This window comes from Mesorhizobium sp. M1365 (assembly GCF_040317865.1).
In the GTDB taxonomy this organism is placed as follows: domain Bacteria; phylum Pseudomonadota; class Alphaproteobacteria; order Rhizobiales; family Rhizobiaceae; genus Mesorhizobium.
The window spans coordinates 335,932-353,233 of record NZ_JAMYLG010000004.1; the positions used below are offsets into that span (position 1 = coordinate 335,932).

The following is a 17,302-nucleotide window of genomic DNA, read 5'->3' on the forward strand; positions in this document are numbered from 1 at the left end:
CAGGAGACTATCATGACCCGGACGCTCAACGTGGCGATGATCGGCGGCGGCTTCATGGGCAAGGCCCATGCGCTTGCCTATGCGGCGATGCCGATGTTCTTCTGGCCGGCGCCCGCCATTCCCGTGCGCAAGGTGGTGGTTGACGTCACCGACGCGCTGGCCGACGAAGGGCGTCGCCGCTACGGTTTCGAGGAATCGTCTTCAGACTGGCGGGCGGTGGTGAAGCGGCCCGATATCGACGTCGTCGACATCGTCACGCCGAACGACAGCCATGCGGCGATCGCGATCGCGGCGGCGGAAGCCGGCAAGCATATTATCTGCGAAAAGCCGCTGGCGCGCGGCGGCGACGAGGCAAAGACCATGCTCGACGCGGTGAAGAAGGCCGGCGTCATCCACATGGTCGCCTTCAACTACCGTCGCACACCGGCCGTGGCGCTCGCCCGCCAGTACATAGAGGAGGGGCGGATCGGCAAGATCCTGAACTTCCGCGGCACATATCTGCAGGACTGGTCAGCCGATCCGGATTCGCCTCTGTCTTGGCGCTTCCAGAAGAAGATCGCCGGCTCGGGCTCTATCGGCGATATCGGCACCCACGTCGTCGATCTTGCCCGCTACCTGGTTGGCGAGATCGCCGAGGTCAGCGCGCTGGTGCGCACCTACAACAAGACGCGGCCGATCCAGCGCGGCAATCTCGACAGGCTGGGGGCAGCCGAGAAGAACACCGGCGCCGCGTGGGCCGAGGTCGATGTCGACGACGAGGTGGTGACACTGCTGAAATTCGCCGACGGCGCGATCGGCTCGCTCGAGGCCACCCGAAACGCCTATGGCCGCAACAATTTCATCACCTTCGAGATCCACGGCACCAAGGGCTCGATTGCTTTCAACTACGAACGGCGCGACGAATTGCAGGTGATGTTTGCCGATGATCCTGCCGATGCGCGCGGCTTCAGGACTGTCTATTCCGGTCCGGCGCACCCTTATGGGGCAGGCCTGTGGCCAATCCCGGCGCTCGGCATTGGCTATTCCGAAACCAAGATCGTCGAGTGTTTCGATTTCTTCTCGGCCATCGCCTCGGGCAAGCAGCCTTCACCCAATTTCGAGGATGGCTATAAGACCGAGCGCGTCGCCGACGCGCTGATCGAATCCGGTGAATCCGGGCTGTGGACCACAGTGCGGTCATGAATAGTGCGGCGCCTGTTCATGCGGTGGAAATGAAGGGCGTCACCAAATCTTTCGGCGGCGTCAAGGCGCTGGTCGACGTCGACCTGCAGGTAGAGAAGGGCGAAATCCACGCGCTGCTGGGCGGAAATGGTGCCGGCAAGTCGACTATTCTGAAAGTGCTGAACGGCGTGCATGTGCCGGACACCGGCACCATTCTGGTTGACGGCAAGCCATTGACAGAGATCTCGCCCGAGGCCTCGCGCCGGGCGGGTATCGCGATGATTTTTCAGGAAATGAGCCTGATACCGACGCTGACGGTGGCACAGAACGTGTTTCTTACCCGCGAAGCCAAGGGCCCATTCGGCCTGATCGATGACCGCACCGCCGAGAAGCGCGCCGGGGACCTGTTCGACATGCTCAAGGTTGAGGTCGATCCAAAGGCGATGGTCGGCAATCTGGGCGCCGGCCAGCGGCAACTGACCGAGATCGTCAAGGCGATCTCGCAGAACGCCAAGGTGCTGGTGCTCGACGAGCCGTCGACGGCGCTCGCGGTATCCGATGTCGAGCGGCTGTTTGCCTTCCTGCGCAAGCTGAGATCGGAAGGTGTCGCCATCATCTATGTCTCGCATCGTATGGACGAGATCGCCCGCATCGCCGACCGCGCCACCATCCTGCGCGATGGCCGCCACGTCATCACGGCACCGCTGTCGGAATTACCGATCGAAGCGATGATCGAGCACATCGTCGGCAAACGCTCGCGTGGCCTGTCGGATGTGGTGCGCGGTGAATCGAGTATCGGCAAGCCACTGCTTGAGCTCGAGAATGTTTCGGGAGCGCTGAAGCCCAGGAATGCCAGCATCGTCGTCCACAGTGGCGAGGTTGTCGGCCTTGCCGGCCTGCTCGGCTCCGGTCGTTCGGCGATCGCGCGCGTCATCGCCGGCATCGACCCGATCATCGAAGGCGAGATCCGCATCGCCGGCAAGCCGGTGGTGATCACGAGGCCAAGTGATGCTATCGAGGCCGGCGTGGCGCTGGTGCCGGAGGATCGGCTGCGCCAAGGCGTCATCGCCGACCATTCGGTCGCCTCCAACATGACGCTCGCCGTGCTCGACCGGTTGAGCAGCAACACGTTCGTGTCGAACAAAAAGGTGCGCGACGTGACCGACGATCAGGTCGCAAAACTGCGGGTCAAGACCGCGTCGCGCGACAGCGCGGTGCGTACGCTTTCGGGCGGTAACCAGCAGAAGGTCGTCATTGGCAAATGGCTTTCGACCGAGCCGGAAATCCTTGTCCTCGACGAGCCGACTTCCGGCATCGATATCGGCTCGAAGTCGGAAATAATCATGCTGGTTCGCGAGCTCGCCAAGGCCGGCAAGGCAATCGTCATGATCTCCTCCGAGCTGTCCGAGATGCTGTCCGCCTGCGACCGCATCCTCGTTATCTCGGATGGGCGTGTCATGGACGATATCAGCCGTGCCGATCTCGACGATCCGTCGGCGCCAAAAGACGATCCGGTCGCGCAGTTGCAGGCCGCCGAGCGCAAGCTGCAGATCGTCATCCAGAACGCTCTGACCAAAAGCCAGGGAGGGACACATGTCCACTAGTGCCAGCGCATCCGCACCCTCGCTCACGGCGAGGCTCGGCCTCACCAATTGGCGGCAGAACATCATCTATATCGGCTTCGTGATCATCTTCATCATTTTCGCGACCACGCTGTTCGACAAGGGCTTTCTCAATCCCAACAATCTGCTCAACATCGTGCGCCAGACGGCGATGATCGCGGTTATGGCGACGGCCATGACCTACGTGCTTTCGGCCGGCGAGATCGACCTTTCCGTTGGCGCCGTGGCCGGGCTGGCCTCCGTGACGACAGCGATGGCGATTGACGCTGGAGGACCGCTCACCGGTGTGTTGGCGGGGCTCGCCACCGGCGCCCTCGTCGGAACCTTCAACGGCCTTTTGACAACGCGGATCGGCATACCGTCGTTCCTCACCACGCTGGCCACGATGGGCATCGCCACGGGCACAGCCATGTGGATCAGCGATACGGCTGCGGTACCGATCATCTCGAAGAGCTATTCCTGGATTTTTGGCGGCGGCAATGTCGGACCGGTGCCGGTGCTGCTGATCTGGATGCTCGTGCTGGGCGCTGTCGGCCATGTCGTGCTGAGGCGAACGAGCTTCGGCCGGCGCGTGCTGGCCACCGGTGGCGGCGAGATCGCGGCGCGCTATTCCGGCATCGACACCAAGTCGATCAAATTCCGCGTCCTCATCATCTCGGCCATGGCGGCGGCGCTGGCCGGCATGCTCTATGCAGGGCGGCTGCAATCCGGACGCTTCCAGCTCGGCCAAGGCGACGAGTTGTCGGTCATCGCCGGGGCGGTCCTTGGCGGCACCAGCCTGTTCGGCGGTTCCGGCACGGTGATCGGCACGATTGTCGGCGCGCTGATGATCGGTCTCATCAACAATGGCCTGATCCTCATGGGGCTGGAGTTCAGCCAACAACTGATCGCACGCGGCGCTATCATCATTCTTGCCGTCGCCCTTAGCCAAGGAAGAAAATGAGATGATGGTCCCTTACACGGTCATCGGCACCGTCGTCGCCAAACCCGAAACCCGCGAGGAACTGCAAAAAATCCTGTCGAGTTTCGTCGAGCCGACGCGGGTCGAGGACGGGTGCATCAACTACGACCTCCATGTCGACCCGGTCGACCCATGCGTGTTCATGTTCTACGAGAACTGGCGCTCGAAGGACGACCTCAACCGGCATCTGGCGATGCCGCATCTGAAGCCGCTGTTCGGGCGCCTCGATGATCTCGTCGCACGGCCGGTCGATGTCCGTCGCTTCGTCATGCTGAGTCATATTGCAAAGCAAACCCATGACTGATCGCTTTGCCCCGATCCGCTATGGCATGATCGGCGGCGGACAAGGCGCCTTTGTCGGCGCGGTGCACGGTATCCCGGCGCGTATGGACAACGAGTTCGTGCTGGTCGCCGGCGCTCTGTCATCGAATCCGAAGCGCGCCAAGGCCTCGGCGGCCGAGCTTGGGCTGGATCCGACACGCAGCTACGGCTCCTGTGCCAACATGGCCAAAGGCGGAGGCCAAGCGGCAGGACGGCATTGAGGTGGTGGCCATCGTCACGCCGAACAATGTGCACGTGCCGGCTGCCAAGGCTTTTCTCGGGGCCGGCATCCACGTCATCTGCGACAAGCCACTGGCGACGACGCTGGCCGAGGCAAAGAGGCTGGCGGCGCTGGTCGAAAAGGCCGGCAAGGTGTTCATAACTACACGCGAGATAGTGGGCCAAGGGACAGCTCGGCGATATCCGCATCGTGCAGTCGGAATATCCGCAGGACTGGCTGACCGAAGACCTGGCCGCCACCGGCCAGAAGCAGGCTGCGTGGCGCTCTGACCCGAAGCAGGCGGGTGCCGGCGGTGCGCTGGGCGATATCGGCACGCATGCCTATAACCTTGCCCGTTTCGTCTCCGGGCTGGAGCTCGATTCGTTGTCGGCCGATCTCGATGCCTTCGTGCCGGGGAGGCTGCTCGACGACAACATCAATGTGCTGCTGCGCTTCAAGCCGGTCGGCGGGTCGCATCCGGCCAAGGGAATGATCTGGGCAAGCCAGGTGGCCCGGCCAAGCGGCTTCACCACCAAGCTCCACGCCCGCTGCGACGGACATGGTCGGCCGCTCGGCTGTGTAGGTGTCGAGGGCCGAAAACAAACTGAGATACTCCACCCCGTCGTTTATGGGTTCACGGCCAAATCGCCGGGTTCGTTTGCCCAGCGTTCACGAAGGAGACGCGCTAGCCCGACGAATCCCCATTATCCACTTCACGATCCCTACGTTCCCACCCGCTCACCGCTTGGCGCTGTCGCTGTCCGCTTCGGCCCGCGCAAGGAACTGCTCGGTCGTGGAGGGAAGACGGGATTTCAGCCAATCCGCCATCGCGACTTCCTCTCGCAGATTCTCTTCGCAAGCCCGAAGAACCTCGGTTTCGCCGAGCGATCGAGCAGCGGCAATCAGGATCGTGTAGGAGGCGATTTCCATGTGCTCGAACGTGTAGCTCGCGAGCGATCCTTTCATCACCTCGTCTCCGGCGAAGACACCGCTCAGCGATTGCGCCATCGCCGTCAGTTTACCGCCAGCATCCTTCATCATGGATGAGCCCTCGTCCATCCGATCGAGACAAGTCTTCAGCCGAGCAGCCTGCTGTTTGGTTTCGTCGAGGTGCTGTCGGATTCGGTCGCTCAGTTCGGGATAATTCTCAATACGGCTCAACTGCCCGTTCAACATCGTTTCAGCCTGCTCCTCCATGGCATGAGCATCTCTAAGCCATTGGACAAACCATTCGCGCGTTTCTGACATTTCGAATCTCCTTTGCGATGTAAGGAAAAACTTTCAGAAGAAGACATTGTTCCGGAAAACAGCCCTGATAGTCCCAGAGGATCAGTGTCGTGGCGGGTCTCAATTCACCTTGCGAAAATCCCGCAGCGATGCGTGGGGAAGGCCAAGACCGCGAAAGATCGGCGCAAGGAAAACGGCCCGATCGCGACCGCTGGCGCTCCGCATTGAGCCTCGTGCCTCACCGCACCACCATAGTCACAAGGAACGCGACGGCCTCTCCGCTCGTTGATTGCTTTTCGACTCGAGCCGCCGTCATGCCCTCCACATCGATACGCAAAACGGAATACGATCCTCACAGAAGAATCCTCTCGGTCTGGTTCGTGGCCAGCGGCAAACGCTACGAGTTTGAGGAAGTGCCGCCGGAAACCTTTGCCGCGTTCCGGGCGGCGTTCGCCAAGGGCCGCTATTTCAACGACCATATCCGCAACAATTTCCGCTACCATCTGGTTGCGAGCGATAGCGACCCGGGATGACCTGACCTGCCGGTGGCTCAATCGTCCTGTCGCTCCAACCGGCGGTTGACGGATGCGTTGCCGCTGTTGCTCTAGGTTCGCTTTCGGTCCGCGCGCACTCGCAAAGCCCATCTGCCTGGTGCAAAGGCGCTTGATCGGTCCCGCCGCCCTGGCAGTGTGCGGCCGGTTTTTTTGCGCCCCAGATGGAACACCGGGGCGCGGGTAAGGTTCGGCGCACGCAGTACATCCTGTCTCAAAGGGAAAATTCCATCGCACGAAGTTGGAGTGGTATTGAGGTCACCCATTTTCTCCGAATCCAACGTCGCTGGCGCGCTGAAGGGTTCAAGGTCGATCTGCCGCCGGAGCTCAACTGCTGGACTATTGCTCGACCGGAAGCGCCTTGTGCTGCGGCTCAGCGTGGTGGAACACCTGTCCAAGATCGCGCGCGTCGAACGTTTGGCCGCAGACTGGGCAGCGCACAAAGTGCTTCGACTCGTCCTCTACCGGCCCGTCATGCGGCCTGCCCTCATAGCCTGTCGCGATGTTGTCGGTTCTAATCCGGGGCATCGGCAAATGCCTTTCGTCGTTTTGGCGGCCGATAGTTCTCATCAACCGGACCTTCTCACGGTCGACCGTGACCAATGGCCCGAGGTCGATCGTCACGGTGTCCTCGTCGATGCGCGTGACCTCGCCTCTTAGCTCGATTTGCTGGCCTCGGTTCACCTTGGTGTGATCGATGATGGAATGTGGAAAGTCGTAACGTGGGATCGAGACGCTTACGCGGTCCTCTGTTACCCGCCTCAGAACCGTGGCTGTAATGGCCACCTGGTCAGCAACGCCTATTCCGCGAGCCATGAATTGAGTCTGGAGCGGACTGGGCGATGTTCAAGGTGTTTCTAACATACGGCACCGCAATTTGGCTCTGGCCGACTCTCGGTTGCCCGCCTCCAATTCTCCTCAGAAAGATCCCGACCGCTATCTTTTGCCGGCTGCGCCGTCGGCTCGTTGTGGGCGTATTTTTCTGGATTATCTCCGCAGAGGCCGCGGCAACACAGCTGTCGGCGTTTACTCGCCTCGAGCTCGTTCAGGCTTTCCGATAGCCGCTCCAATCTAAGCAGCTCGAAAAGGGAATTTTGCCAGACGCGTTTACGTTGGAGAGGCATGTCGGCCGGCGGAGATGGCCTGGTCCACGCGCAAACACCGATAGCAATTGCGAGATGTTAGTCCCATGCGCGATGGCTTTAACGCCGGCGTCACTGCGACCACGGCAAGTGGCCGGCGTCATTGGGGGCAGTTGGGGTAAATGCCAAGTAGACGCCGGCCCAGCGGGTTGGGGTCCGCCACGGGAAATAATAGTGGGCTTGGAGATTCAGGTAATTCCGTGATCACGGAAGACGAGCCTTTGCGGTCCCTCCGTTTCACTCTTCGTCTATCGAGCGCACGCGGCAGGAAAGCGTTCTGTCCAACCGCTGCCGCAGCACGATGCCAAAAGGCCCTTGGCCGTTCTCATTTCGGGTTGCCTGTGCCAGCGCCTCGACCGAGTTCATGTGAACGCGGTCGATCCTATAGAGCCGGTTGTCGTCGTCTGCCGGGACTACCGGTCCTGCCAGCGCTCTTGCAAACCCCTTTTGACGAACCTGAGTAGACTGCCAATACCACAGATAGCAAATAGAGCGCGAGCACGCCGAGAAGACTTAACCAATAAGACTTCCATGTTGTCTCCACTGCCTGGAATCGCAGTGGACCAGACGGTGCTTGCGAGTGATGCTCGCAAGGGCGCGGACGGTCAGGCCGCCGCACCGGGGAAAAGGCCCTGGAACCGCCGCAGGTACAGCGGCCAGCCTTGATCGCTATCAACCCCCACGCGCACGCCCTCCCAGCCTTCGCCATGGCGCTCGAGGTTCCGGTGCTCGATCTCAACCCGGGTTCGGTTCTCCGTCTCAGCCGTGAACCTGACTTCCCATTCGCTGGTCTTGTTCAGGTCGCTCTCAATCTGCCACCGAGGACTGATGTCCCAGCTCAGAACGAGCCGGCCGGGGGGATCGTAAGCCAACACACGAGCCCAGCGGCACTCGCTGCCGTCCACGCCGCGATCGTAAACGTGGCCCCCGACCCTGGGTTCGAAGATGGTCTCTGCGATCGGCACGGCAAGAAGATTGTGCTCGCGAGGTTTGAATTTCCCGAAATCCTCGGTGAAGACCTTGAAGGCACGCGCGATAGGTGCCTCGACAACGACGAAATGCCTTACGGGCGCGGTTGCAGGAAGCTTGCTCATGGCTGGTCCTTCTTTGGGTGCTCGACGGCCAGTTTGTAGCTCCCCAGGGTCTTGCTCCAGAACTGATCGATTTCCGCGCGCAGACTTGCCAGGCCGTTTTGGTCGATACGGTATATTCGTTCCTTGCCAGAGCGCGTGTCGGCCACGAGCCCGGCATCCTTAAGTACTTTCAGGTGCTGGGAGACCGCCGGCCTGGTCACAGGCAGCACACGAGCAAGTCCGCTGACCGAACAAGGCTGTTCGACCAACAATTCGAATATCGTGCGCCTCGTCGAGTCTCCGAGCGCTGTCCAAAGTTTCGCGTTAGTGGCCACTAACGCGAACTTAAATCGATGGGCCTGCGCTGTCAACCTGGAGTGTTCCATGTCGCGCTACTCGGTGACTAAATGTAAAGCACGCCCGCCTCGACCACCGCACGGTTACCTCAGGATTTTCCGCGGGCCTGCGGGCGACGACAAGAACCCGATAGGCCGGTACCGCCCACGGCGCGTGCACTGATGATGCCGGGCGAGATGATGCAGCTGCCGCCGACCGAGGCGATCATCATGATCTCGGGCCAGTTCCCAGTCCGTGCGAAGAAGGCACGCTACTTTGCCGACCCGCGTCTTGCCGAGCGCGTCTTGCCGCCACCAAGGACCGGAGGGACAACGCAGAACGCTCGCCCTGACGACTGGACCGACACGACACTTCTTGCTGAGCCGGAAGGCAAATCTCGCAAGCTGAGGCTTGCCAGGGATCAGCAGGACGAGGATCCGGCCAATGGCGGCATTCGCCGCCAGCCCGAGCTTCCCGAACACGAAGACATCGCGCCGGAACGAACGCCACGCTGCGACGATGAGTTCGACCTCGACAGGCGCAATAACTTTGAAACAAATCCCGCCGACAAGCGTTCCAGCATAGCGGGCGGGTTGCCGGAGGACCCAATGCCCGACGATGACATCGTCATTCCCCAAGACCACGACGCTTCGCCACTTCGGGAGGAGGAGTATTATGTCGTCTGCCCGGCGTGCGGCCAGGCGTTCGATATCAGGTGTATGGCAGAGGCGCTTCATCACAACGAGCTGGGCCACGAGCCCTACGACCTCGACTCGTAGTCGGCAATGCCGACGGTCGTCGACGAACGTCGACCCTGATCGAGACCAACACCGAGTTCTCGCTCATCTGGCCGGCGTTGCCGTCCGGTCGGCCTACAACGAATCCCCGTCGCCAGGGCGGAGCTTCGCCGGCACGCTATGTCGTGACAGACACCTTGCGGGCTTTCAGCGACGACTTGATTGCCGTTGCGGGCGTTGTCGATGCGGTTGTGGCCGTCACCGACCGGCATGGCCGTCACTGACCGGGTTGTTAACCAAGGGGACGCTTACTCCACTGCAATAGGTCGCGCAGTTCCCGCGCGACGCTCCGAAGCAGACCTTTGCCGGCATCGCGGGCCGGGACGAACATGTGATCTCCACAATGCGTACCAACCGGAGCCTATCGCGATTGAAATTGCTGATCGGCTAACAGGCGCTCGTTGCAGAGAAAGGTTACGATCGGTCGCGATGCCCGGGTGCCTTCACGCGAAGGCACATGCTACGCGTCTTGGACGGGCGGGCCGCCTGTTGCCGAGAGCGGACAGCAGGTGAAGCGCGCTTGCGTTGGCCCGAATCTGACTTGCTTCACCAGTAACCCGGAAGACGCCAGGGAGGCGCTGCGCTGGACGCGTGCCCTAGCCGTCGAGCTCCCATCTATCGGTTCGTCCGCTCCATCCGGCCGCACCCTTGGGCTGCTCAAAGGCGCTCGCATCTTCCCTGCGCCGACACCGGCCGCTGTATCCGGAGCGTCAACCCGCTGAAGTCCGGTTGTGCTTTCTCAGCCGAGTAATCGCCGACTTGTCGACAGTGATCACCCCGCCGCAGTCAATCCGCACAGTGAGTTTGTTCACCCCGCGATCGACGCGGGTGACGTCCCCAACAAGAACCACTCTGTCGCCGGCCCGGACTTTCGGTGGGGGATCAATCGTATAAGGATGGTCATACGAAGGAATGCTCACCCTGGCGCGCCCACTGGGGAGAATCGCGATGACGATACCTGCCAGCGCCACCTCATCGCCGACCTCAAATTCGCGAGGCATGTTAACGTGCAGCATGGTCTTCCTCCCGATGCCTTCCTAATTCACGCTTTGCTAAATTAATGCCCGGCCAACCAGGTTGGTTGCTTGCAATCGACTTCGTACGGTTCCGCACAATTCCAAGCTGGTGTGCACTCCCAGTTGGCCTCGGATCGGCCTTGTGCGTCAAAATTCTGCACAAACGGTTTGACGTTCAGGACGACCTTGGCGCGCCCGCCACGCGGTAGCGGAGCGGCGGACTTCATCGCAGTCCGGCGATGGCCATAAACGCTGAGCGTGGAGCGGAAATGAATCTTTCGCGTTCAGGTACATCGTTCTAGTAAATTCGAGGAACGCCACGCCGGAAGCAGGAATCGTGTGCTGTTCCCAAGCTCCCTCGGAAGGGAAGTTGACCACCCGCCCACCGTTAGTCTAGGTCCGGCCGGTGCGTTCCAAACGTCATAGAAGCCGGTCGATGGCTTTACTGCCACGCGGGTTATTGGAGCCGGATCATCGATGCTGGTGTCGTGCGCCTACGCGCACGTCAGGTTCGGTTTCATGCATGGGAACTTCAAGGCCAGCGACGTCATCATCGAGCAATGTTCAGCCATATGTTGTTCGCAGATGGGGTGATTGGGGTCGCTCCCAGGTCTTGGTCTGCTTCGCGCAATATGATGATCGAGAAGGGAGCAGGGCATGAAGCACTATGTCGGTCTGATGTGTCGTTGGCTGAAACCGCAATCTGTGTGGTCGACGAGGATGGTATCATTTTCCGGGAAGGAGTAGCAGCCTCGGAGTCCAAACGAGATCGCCGACTGGCTCGAGCGGCTCGATCTGAACCTGGCAAAGGTTGGGCTTGAAGCCGGCGCAACCGCAGCTTGGCTGTACAACGGCCTGATGAAACGCGGACTGGCCGCAATCTCCATCGATCCGCGGCGGCTGCGGGCTTGACCAAGACGATGCCGATCATGAACGACCGGAGTCGCCGGCTGCATGCGCATGGCTGGTTCTCCATCGTCCATGTCAAAAGTGATGAGAGCCAGGAAATCCGGATGCTTCTCTGCAACCGCCTTACGCTTCAGACGAAACAGATCGACATCGAGAACGACATCCGCGGGACACTCCGTGTTTTCGGCATCAAGTTCGCCGGTCGCATAACCTCCGGCCCTTTCGAAGGGCGCGTTCTAGAGCTGATCGAGAACACGCCTCGCCTGGCGGCCATGGTGAAACCGATGCTGATCGCCCGAGCGGCTCTTCGACAGCAATGCGCGGTGTTGCACAAGATGATGCTGGACATGGTTCGGAAGGACGAAACGTGCCGTCGGCTGATGACCATCCCTGGCGTCGGAGCGATCACCGCCGTGACCTATCTCACGACCATTGATGATCCAGCCCGTTTTGAACGTTCTCGAGACGTCGGTGCACACCTTGGCCTGACGCCGAATAAATGCGCTTCCGGTGAGGTCGACCGAAACAGCGGCATCTCCAAATGTGGTGACGTCGCGATGCGGTCTACCCCCTACCAAGCCAGTCTCGCGTTACTGACGCGCTCGACCAAGAACTCGGGCATCAGGGCGTGGGGTCTCGCAGTCGCGAAGAGACGCGGCTTTCGGCGGACAGTGGTGGCCGTCGCTCGGAAGCTCGCCATCGTCATGCATCGCGTCTGGGCGGACGGAACCGAATATCATTGGGAGAGCAAAGCCGCGACTGCCAACTGATTTGGCGTGAATCGAATTCCAGAATCTGCCTGAGGCAGAGTGATGTCCCGCAAGGACCTGGTCGAAGTGACTGCGCTGCAACGATTGTGCTCCAGTGCACGCTTTCGTAGATAGCAGCCTTCGATTATCGGACCACCATCTTGAGGCGATCAAGCATCGAGCTCGTAGACAAGAGAGAGCCTCGCGGGACTTGACGTGCAGTTGGCAGAGGGAGCTGCGGTGACAATCGCAATCAGACAAATCGTTGCACATCGAAGGCTCCGGTCGGGGTGACACCTCAACACTAAGGCAACCGGACAGACGGTGGAAAACGGCCCCAGCTTCAAAGGCTAGAACAATGCCATAAGCCTTGTGCCCTTCTTCGCACCAGGCTTCGAGCTCTTTGGCGAGCTATCCTGAGTTCGGGCAGCGTTGGTTGCCACCAGCCTCGCTGCCGTTCCGCTAATCCGGCAGCACGCCGAGCGGGCCATGTTCTAATCAATTCAGCCAACGTCGCCGGACGCCATCGGCCCCAGACGTGGTCGACGTTCGCCTCGATCAAATGCGGATAGAACGCTGCTATCTGCGAGGCGTCCACGAGTTCACCCGAAATCTCGGTGAAGACCACGATACCGTATTGCTCCGTTGCCACGGCACGGCCAAGCAGGGGTAAATCGTCTGGGGGCAGTGGATAGCGACGTCGCCTGCGTTCGGCATACCGCAATCTGGCGGCCTTATCTTCCTCGGAGTCTTTGGAGGCTTCTCGTCGCCGTTTCCTCTCCTCCGGTTCTGCGCGGCCTGCGGCCCTTTCGATGCTTGGCCAATGGCGCTTCAACTCCTCGTATGAGCGGAAAGGCACCCTCCAGGCCCGCAGTTCGTCGTCCCAGCTCGCCCATGGAACGGCTCGCAGTTCCTCGAGAACCGTCCGCGAATAAGGCGTGCGGATGCGAAGGTCGTCCGCGACTTCCAGATACCGGCTCGACAGAGGATCGAAGGCGAAGGCATCCCGTCCCTTGCTGTCATCATGTGCTGCTCGTAGATCCGCCTCTTGCGCAAGCCAGCGCTGGATGCGCCGCGCTGCAGTCTTTCCTGGCACGAACCAGGTTCTGCGCTCGTCACTCCACCTGGCGCGCGGGAATCTCTGTCGAAACCGCTCAACCGCCGCACGATCGTACGGAAAGCGCGCTTCGGCGCCAGGAGTTGTCTGCGGTTCAGCAGGGGCGTCGGATTTTTCCATCAGTCAGATTGCGAAGCACAGCATGCGCGCAAACAACGCGGTGCAGCTCATTTGGGTCCAAGAACATCAGAACGTATAGTCAGACCTGCAAGGGGAAGCCGATGAGGCGATCGGTGAAACTGCTCAACACGCTAACGTGGCGAAACCTTCGCTGCGCCGGACCGTTTATATTGCTCCAGGAGAGGTCCATCCATGCCCAGAAGACATGCAAAAAACCCAACGGCCGGACTGCCAACGGGCCCTCGCTCGCGTCCCCTGAAAGGCGAGGAGACGGAAGTGAACCACATCGTCGAAACGCAAAGTATATCGCCAGCCCAGGCGCGAGAGCTTGTGCGGCGCCACGGAAACGATTGGCGTAAGATCGATGAAGCCGCCAAGTCTTACAAGGACGACAGCTAAGCACTTCCGAGGCGGGGCTTGAGGTGACGAATGACCACCGTCGCAATCTTGACGTAAAGGCTGTCGGCAACTGCCCAATGACCGCAGACGAATTGTTGCCTCCAGGAATTTAAGATGCGGAACGAGAAGTCCCTATGATGCCCGCAACGATGCTGGTTACGGCGCTTCACGGGCAAGAAGGCATCTGCTCCGCCGAGGCGACAGGGAGCGAACCCGCCGGGGCTCACCTCATACGCAGGCCGAGCGCAAGTTTGCCCCGGTGGCACAACTTCGCGCTTCCACCAGTGAAGGATCGCCGCCGCGTACTTGCCAACGGGTCGCGGCGCCGACGCGCCAGAAATGGAGTTCGAGGCGGTTGTTGCCCAGGCGCATGTCGTTCAAGGTGAGTTCCTCGATCCAGTCGGGCAGCCTGGGATCGATGTACAGTTTGCCATTAGGAGCATCGGGCTGGAAGCCGATGATCGCCTGCAGAAGCGAAAAGCAGGATCCGGCTGCCCATGCCTGCGGAACGTTCGCTCCCTTATACTGCACGGGGAAAGTCGTGGGCGTTCGCGACAATCCGGCGAACAGCTCTGGCATTCGATGTTGCATGATGTAGATTGCGGCGCTGCTCACGTCGCGAGAGAGGCGGCAGGCATTCGCGAAAAAGCCATAGCGCCGGAAGCCGAGCGCGATCAGCCCGTTGTCATGCGGCCATACAGAGCCGCGTTGATAGGAATGTGGATTGTAGGCCGGGTGATCGGCCGAAAGTGTCCGGATTCCCCAACCGCTCCACATATCCTGCCTCATCAGCCTATGCACCACCCTGGCGGCTCGTTCGGGTGGGACTATTCCCGACCAAAGACAGTGACCGGGGTTGGAAGCGACGCTCAGCACCGGCTTCTTGTCGCCATCCAACGCGAATGCGTAGAAGCCGGACGCCTCGTCCCAGAAGACCTGGTTGAATCGATCGAACAGGTTTTTGGCTTTGAGGCGAAGCTGCCCGGCACGAGCGCCATCGCCTGTGGCATCGAAGATTTCAGCCATGCGCTGCCAAGCATCATAGACATAGCCTTGCAATTCGCAAAGCGCCTTGGGTCCCTTCACCAGGGTGCCGTCGGGATAAACCAAGGCGTCACCGAGTCTTTCCAGCTCTGGTTCTCGTACCCCGCAACCGAGCGGGTTTCGTATTCCTGGAAACCGTCGCCGTCACGGTCACCATACCGGTCAATCCAATCCAGGCACTTCTCGGCCGTTGCCATGTGTCGCTCGAGCAGGCTGGCGTCACCGGCGCAACGCCAGGTATTGTGGAGCACGATAAGATACAGAGGGGTGGCATCGGCCGTGCCGTAATAGGGCGTATGGGGGATCAAATTGAAATGAGCGAGTTCGCCGCTGCGAAGCTCATGCATTATCTTTCCCGGTTCCGCATCGCGGTAGTCGTCGCGTTCGGTGGCCTGAAATCGCCCTAAAACGTCCAAGGCACCGCGCGAAAAATCTGGGTAGACCAAAGCATTCTGAAGCGAGACTATCAGGCTGTCGCGACCGATCAGGCTTATGAACCATGGTAGTCCGGCGGCCGGGACGTATTCGAGCTCGTCCGTGCCTTCGATCGGCAGCCGCAGCGCCGCCATGTCTTCGACCGCCTGATTATAGAAGCTGTGAAATTCGTCATTGGAACAGTGGAACTTCAATGCGCTGCCTTGGCATCCCGCGAGGCGTTTTGCAGCCTTCGACTCGAGGCATTTGTCAATGCAGGCTCGCGGTGCCCGATAGATTGTCTCGCCGTTGCCAAAGTTGTAAAGAAGGCAAGCATGCCATGTCGCGCCCGGTTCGAGCTCGATGTCGAAGCTGATCCGGCCATTGGCATAGACGGGCCTTGTGGCCGTCCGGCGGACCTTGGCAATGACGTCTCGCTTGAAGTCCCGATTGACGTAGGAGGTACGAAGGCTCGCCGCTCTGGACAACCATTCCGTGGTGATACGTCCGCGGCGGATGATTGCGTCGGCCTTGACTTCGAAAAGATCGGCAAAGTCGCTGCGCATGGCAACTTCCAAATTGAAGCGCGCTGCCATTTGCCCGTGGTTTACGAGTTCAAAGTCCTCATGCAGCCCCCCATCCAAGGCGCGGCCGATTACCAGCCCCAGGTTGCCTGCTGGTACACGGTTCGTTTCAGTAGTGAACGCCTGATTGACCAGATAGATCTTGGCGGCGAAGTAGGCGATGTTTCCGGAATTGAGGAAGTCCCATCGTTGCCCATTGGCAAAGATCTGCCAGCTGGATATCAGGCGTGTGTCAGACGCATACAACCCGTTGTACGTCGGCCAGGCGATCTGGCCATCCGGTTCGGTGACAAGGAAGCTGCGTCCCTGGTTAATTGCCAGGCGGGGTGGTCCGACTGTGAGCTCTAGCGTCATTGGTTCAATCGTCACCCTTGATCGGCATCCACGGGAACAGATTGAACAGCCATTGTGCGCCGGCATCGCGATCTTCGGCCACGAGAACTGACGCCTGCCTTGAACGCTTGGCCCCAGACCGTCACAAAATCATCCATCGAGAGTTCGAACAATCTGCCGCCTCGAGCACCTAGCCGCGAACAGAGGCGGACAACCCTTCGACGTGTCTTCAGATCAAACTGGTGTATTCTGGGCGACTGTCAACGAGGAGAACGGCAGGCCGCGCAACGCATTTTGCACTCCATAAACGAAGGCCAGCCTAAAGCGCGCCCGTTGGCTGAGCAGAGGTGCGTCCCAGTTATATGGGGAAGCGCCGCCCGGAGCGAGGCCTACATTGGCTGCATGCTCCACGTTGCGAACGACCACTGCGGTTCTGAAAACCAGGCGAGTCCGATATTCCCACCGAGGCTAGACCCGAAGGCGTGAAGTCGCGCAGCCCAGAACGATGGACACCACATTGGCAGCACCGTCTGCACCAGAGTGTTCGAATACGGCGGCACTTCAGGGACCAGGTGGCGTGCGATGACCATTCCGTGCATGGGCAGGCAACCGTAATGGCGCGGAGCGCGCTCGACGGCGCATGCTCTCATGGTGATCGGACCCAAGTGTTGCTATCCCGGTGTTCGTGAGTGCTCGGTAGAGTGCCAGATAATCGCTGCACATGCGCTCGACCGTGAACCGCTTCTCGAACGTCTGCCGCACTCGTGCGCGATCGAGGCTGTCTATGCGCCGGAGCGCGCCTACGGCTTCCTCCACCGTATCCACGATCGATCCGGACACACCGTCATCGATGATCTCCGGGACGGCGCCACGCCGGAACGCAACCACCGGCGTACCGCAGGCCATTGCTTCGATCGTTACGAAACCGAAGGGTTCCGGCCAGTCGATCGGAAACAAAAGCGCTTTCGCATTGCCCAGAAAATCCGCCTTTTGCCGCTCATCGATCTCGCCAATGAACTCCACGTTCGAATGCCGCAGCACTTGCGGCTCGACCCTTTCCTTCCAGAACGACTGGTCCACCTTGTCGATTTTGGCGGCGATCTTCAGGGGAAACCCGGCCCGCGCCGCTATTTGTATGGCCGCTTCCGGCCCCTTTTCCGGCGAGATGCGACCGAGAAACGCAAGATAGCCGGAGGTGTTCGGGTG

Annotated in this window: 18 protein-coding genes and 2 pseudogenes; 10 read left to right on the forward strand and 10 right to left on the reverse strand. The window is 60.4% G+C overall.

Translation table 11 applies throughout. From position 1 onward, the window contains the following. The first annotated feature begins 12 nt into the window (after positions 1-12). The 5 genes and pseudogenes from NKH04_RS07670 to NKH04_RS07690 all read left to right on the forward strand — a co-directional run. On the forward strand, positions 13-1,182 hold the full coding sequence (locus NKH04_RS07670; RefSeq protein ID WP_353020946.1) for a levoglucosan dehydrogenase: 1,170 nt from the start codon (positions 13-15) through the stop codon (positions 1,180-1,182). Then, a complete protein-coding gene (locus NKH04_RS07675) occupies positions 1,179-2,765 on the forward strand; it encodes a sugar ABC transporter ATP-binding protein (protein ID WP_353020945.1) in 1,587 nt (528 codons plus the stop codon). The genes NKH04_RS07670 and NKH04_RS07675 overlap by 4 nt, the downstream gene beginning before the upstream one ends. Further along, on the forward strand, positions 2,755-3,726 hold the full coding sequence (locus NKH04_RS07680) for an ABC transporter permease (RefSeq protein ID WP_352470491.1): 972 nt from the start codon (positions 2,755-2,757) through the stop codon (positions 3,724-3,726). Before NKH04_RS07675 ends, NKH04_RS07680 begins: the two co-directional genes overlap by 11 nt. Before the next feature lies 1 nt (position 3,727). After that, positions 3,728-4,048, forward strand: coding sequence for a putative quinol monooxygenase (locus NKH04_RS07685; RefSeq protein ID WP_352470490.1), 321 nt, complete (start codon positions 3,728-3,730; stop codon positions 4,046-4,048). Next, positions 4,041-4,798: pseudogene (locus NKH04_RS07690) on the forward strand (Gfo/Idh/MocA family protein); the annotation flags it as partial. The gene NKH04_RS07685 and the pseudogene NKH04_RS07690, both read left to right, overlap by 8 nt. Positions 4,799-5,023: 225 nt before the next feature. Here NKH04_RS07690 and NKH04_RS07695 read toward each other — a convergent pair. Then, positions 5,024-5,533 (reverse strand): ferritin-like domain-containing protein, encoded by a 510-nt coding sequence (locus tag NKH04_RS07695; protein WP_352540049.1) that lies wholly within the window; start codon positions 5,531-5,533, stop codon positions 5,024-5,026. Positions 5,534-5,622: 89 nt separating this feature from the next. Between NKH04_RS07695 and NKH04_RS07700 the strand changes: the two genes are divergently transcribed. Continuing rightward, positions 5,623-6,045, forward strand: a complete 423-nt coding sequence (locus NKH04_RS07700) for a KTSC domain-containing protein (RefSeq protein ID WP_353020943.1) — start codon at positions 5,623-5,625, stop codon at positions 6,043-6,045. A 357-nt stretch (positions 6,046-6,402) separates the two neighbouring features. Here NKH04_RS07700 and NKH04_RS07705 read toward each other — a convergent pair whose 3' ends face one another. Further along, positions 6,403-6,879: a KOW domain-containing RNA-binding protein gene (locus tag NKH04_RS07705; protein WP_352997924.1), complete on the reverse strand. Its 477-nt coding sequence runs from the start codon at positions 6,877-6,879 to the stop codon at positions 6,403-6,405. A 127-nt stretch (positions 6,880-7,006) separates the two neighbouring features. Between NKH04_RS07705 and ligD the strand changes: the two genes are divergently transcribed. Continuing rightward, on the forward strand, positions 7,007-7,138 hold the full coding sequence (gene ligD, locus NKH04_RS07710; protein WP_502913377.1) for a non-homologous end-joining DNA ligase LigD: 132 nt from the start codon (positions 7,007-7,009) through the stop codon (positions 7,136-7,138). A gap of 304 nt (positions 7,139-7,442) precedes the next feature. Here ligD and NKH04_RS07715 read toward each other — a convergent pair whose 3' ends face one another. From NKH04_RS07715 to NKH04_RS07725, 3 genes are all read right to left on the reverse strand, one after another. After that, positions 7,443-7,571: a hypothetical protein gene (locus NKH04_RS07715; RefSeq protein ID WP_353044173.1), complete on the reverse strand. Its 129-nt coding sequence runs from the start codon at positions 7,569-7,571 to the stop codon at positions 7,443-7,445. 239 nt (positions 7,572-7,810) lie between these two features. Then, positions 7,811-8,299: an SRPBCC family protein gene (locus tag NKH04_RS07720; RefSeq protein WP_352470479.1), complete on the reverse strand. Its 489-nt coding sequence runs from the start codon at positions 8,297-8,299 to the stop codon at positions 7,811-7,813. Next, entirely contained in the window at positions 8,296-8,649 is a 354-nt protein-coding gene (locus NKH04_RS07725) for an ArsR/SmtB family transcription factor (RefSeq protein ID WP_352470478.1), read from the reverse strand. Before NKH04_RS07725 ends, NKH04_RS07720 begins: the two co-directional genes overlap by 4 nt. Positions 8,650-8,793: 144 nt before the next feature. On the opposite strand from NKH04_RS07725, the gene NKH04_RS07730 reads away from it, so the two are divergent. Beyond that, on the forward strand, positions 8,794-9,393 hold the full coding sequence (locus NKH04_RS07730; RefSeq protein ID WP_353021097.1) for a type IV secretory system conjugative DNA transfer family protein: 600 nt from the start codon (positions 8,794-8,796) through the stop codon (positions 9,391-9,393). Between the two features lie 728 nt (positions 9,394-10,121). Here NKH04_RS07730 and NKH04_RS07735 read toward each other — a convergent pair. Beyond that, positions 10,122-10,427, reverse strand: coding sequence for a hypothetical protein (locus NKH04_RS07735; protein WP_352470477.1), 306 nt, complete (start codon positions 10,425-10,427; stop codon positions 10,122-10,124). Between the two features lie 657 nt (positions 10,428-11,084). Between NKH04_RS07735 and NKH04_RS07740 the strand changes: the two are divergent. Then, positions 11,085-12,106, forward strand: a pseudogene (locus NKH04_RS07740) (IS110 family RNA-guided transposase). Between the two features lie 322 nt (positions 12,107-12,428). Here the strand turns inward: NKH04_RS07740 and NKH04_RS07745 are convergent. Then, on the reverse strand, positions 12,429-13,322 hold the full coding sequence (locus tag NKH04_RS07745; protein WP_352997928.1) for a hypothetical protein: 894 nt from the start codon (positions 13,320-13,322) through the stop codon (positions 12,429-12,431). A 276-nt stretch (positions 13,323-13,598) separates the two neighbouring features. Here NKH04_RS07745 and NKH04_RS07750 point away from each other — a divergent pair, with 276 nt between their 5' ends. Further along, a complete protein-coding gene (locus NKH04_RS07750) occupies positions 13,599-13,721 on the forward strand; it encodes a hypothetical protein (protein WP_352871023.1) in 123 nt (40 codons plus the stop codon). A gap of 228 nt (positions 13,722-13,949) precedes the next feature. Here the strand turns inward: NKH04_RS07750 and NKH04_RS07755 are convergent, their stop codons facing one another. The 3 genes from NKH04_RS07755 to NKH04_RS07765 all read right to left on the reverse strand — a co-directional run. Then, the gene (locus NKH04_RS07755) at positions 13,950-14,831 is read right to left on the reverse strand and encodes an amylo-alpha-1,6-glucosidase (RefSeq protein WP_353020932.1); all 882 of its coding nucleotides are present in this window, start codon (positions 14,829-14,831) and stop codon (positions 13,950-13,952) included. After that, on the reverse strand, positions 14,804-16,117 hold the full coding sequence (locus NKH04_RS07760; protein WP_353044176.1) for an amylo-alpha-1,6-glucosidase: 1,314 nt from the start codon (positions 16,115-16,117) through the stop codon (positions 14,804-14,806). The genes NKH04_RS07755 and NKH04_RS07760 overlap by 28 nt, the downstream gene beginning before the upstream one ends. Before the next feature lie 540 nt (positions 16,118-16,657). Beyond that, positions 16,658-17,302: glycosyltransferase (locus NKH04_RS07765; RefSeq protein ID WP_353044177.1), on the reverse strand; the 645-nt coding region annotated here is incomplete at its 5' end.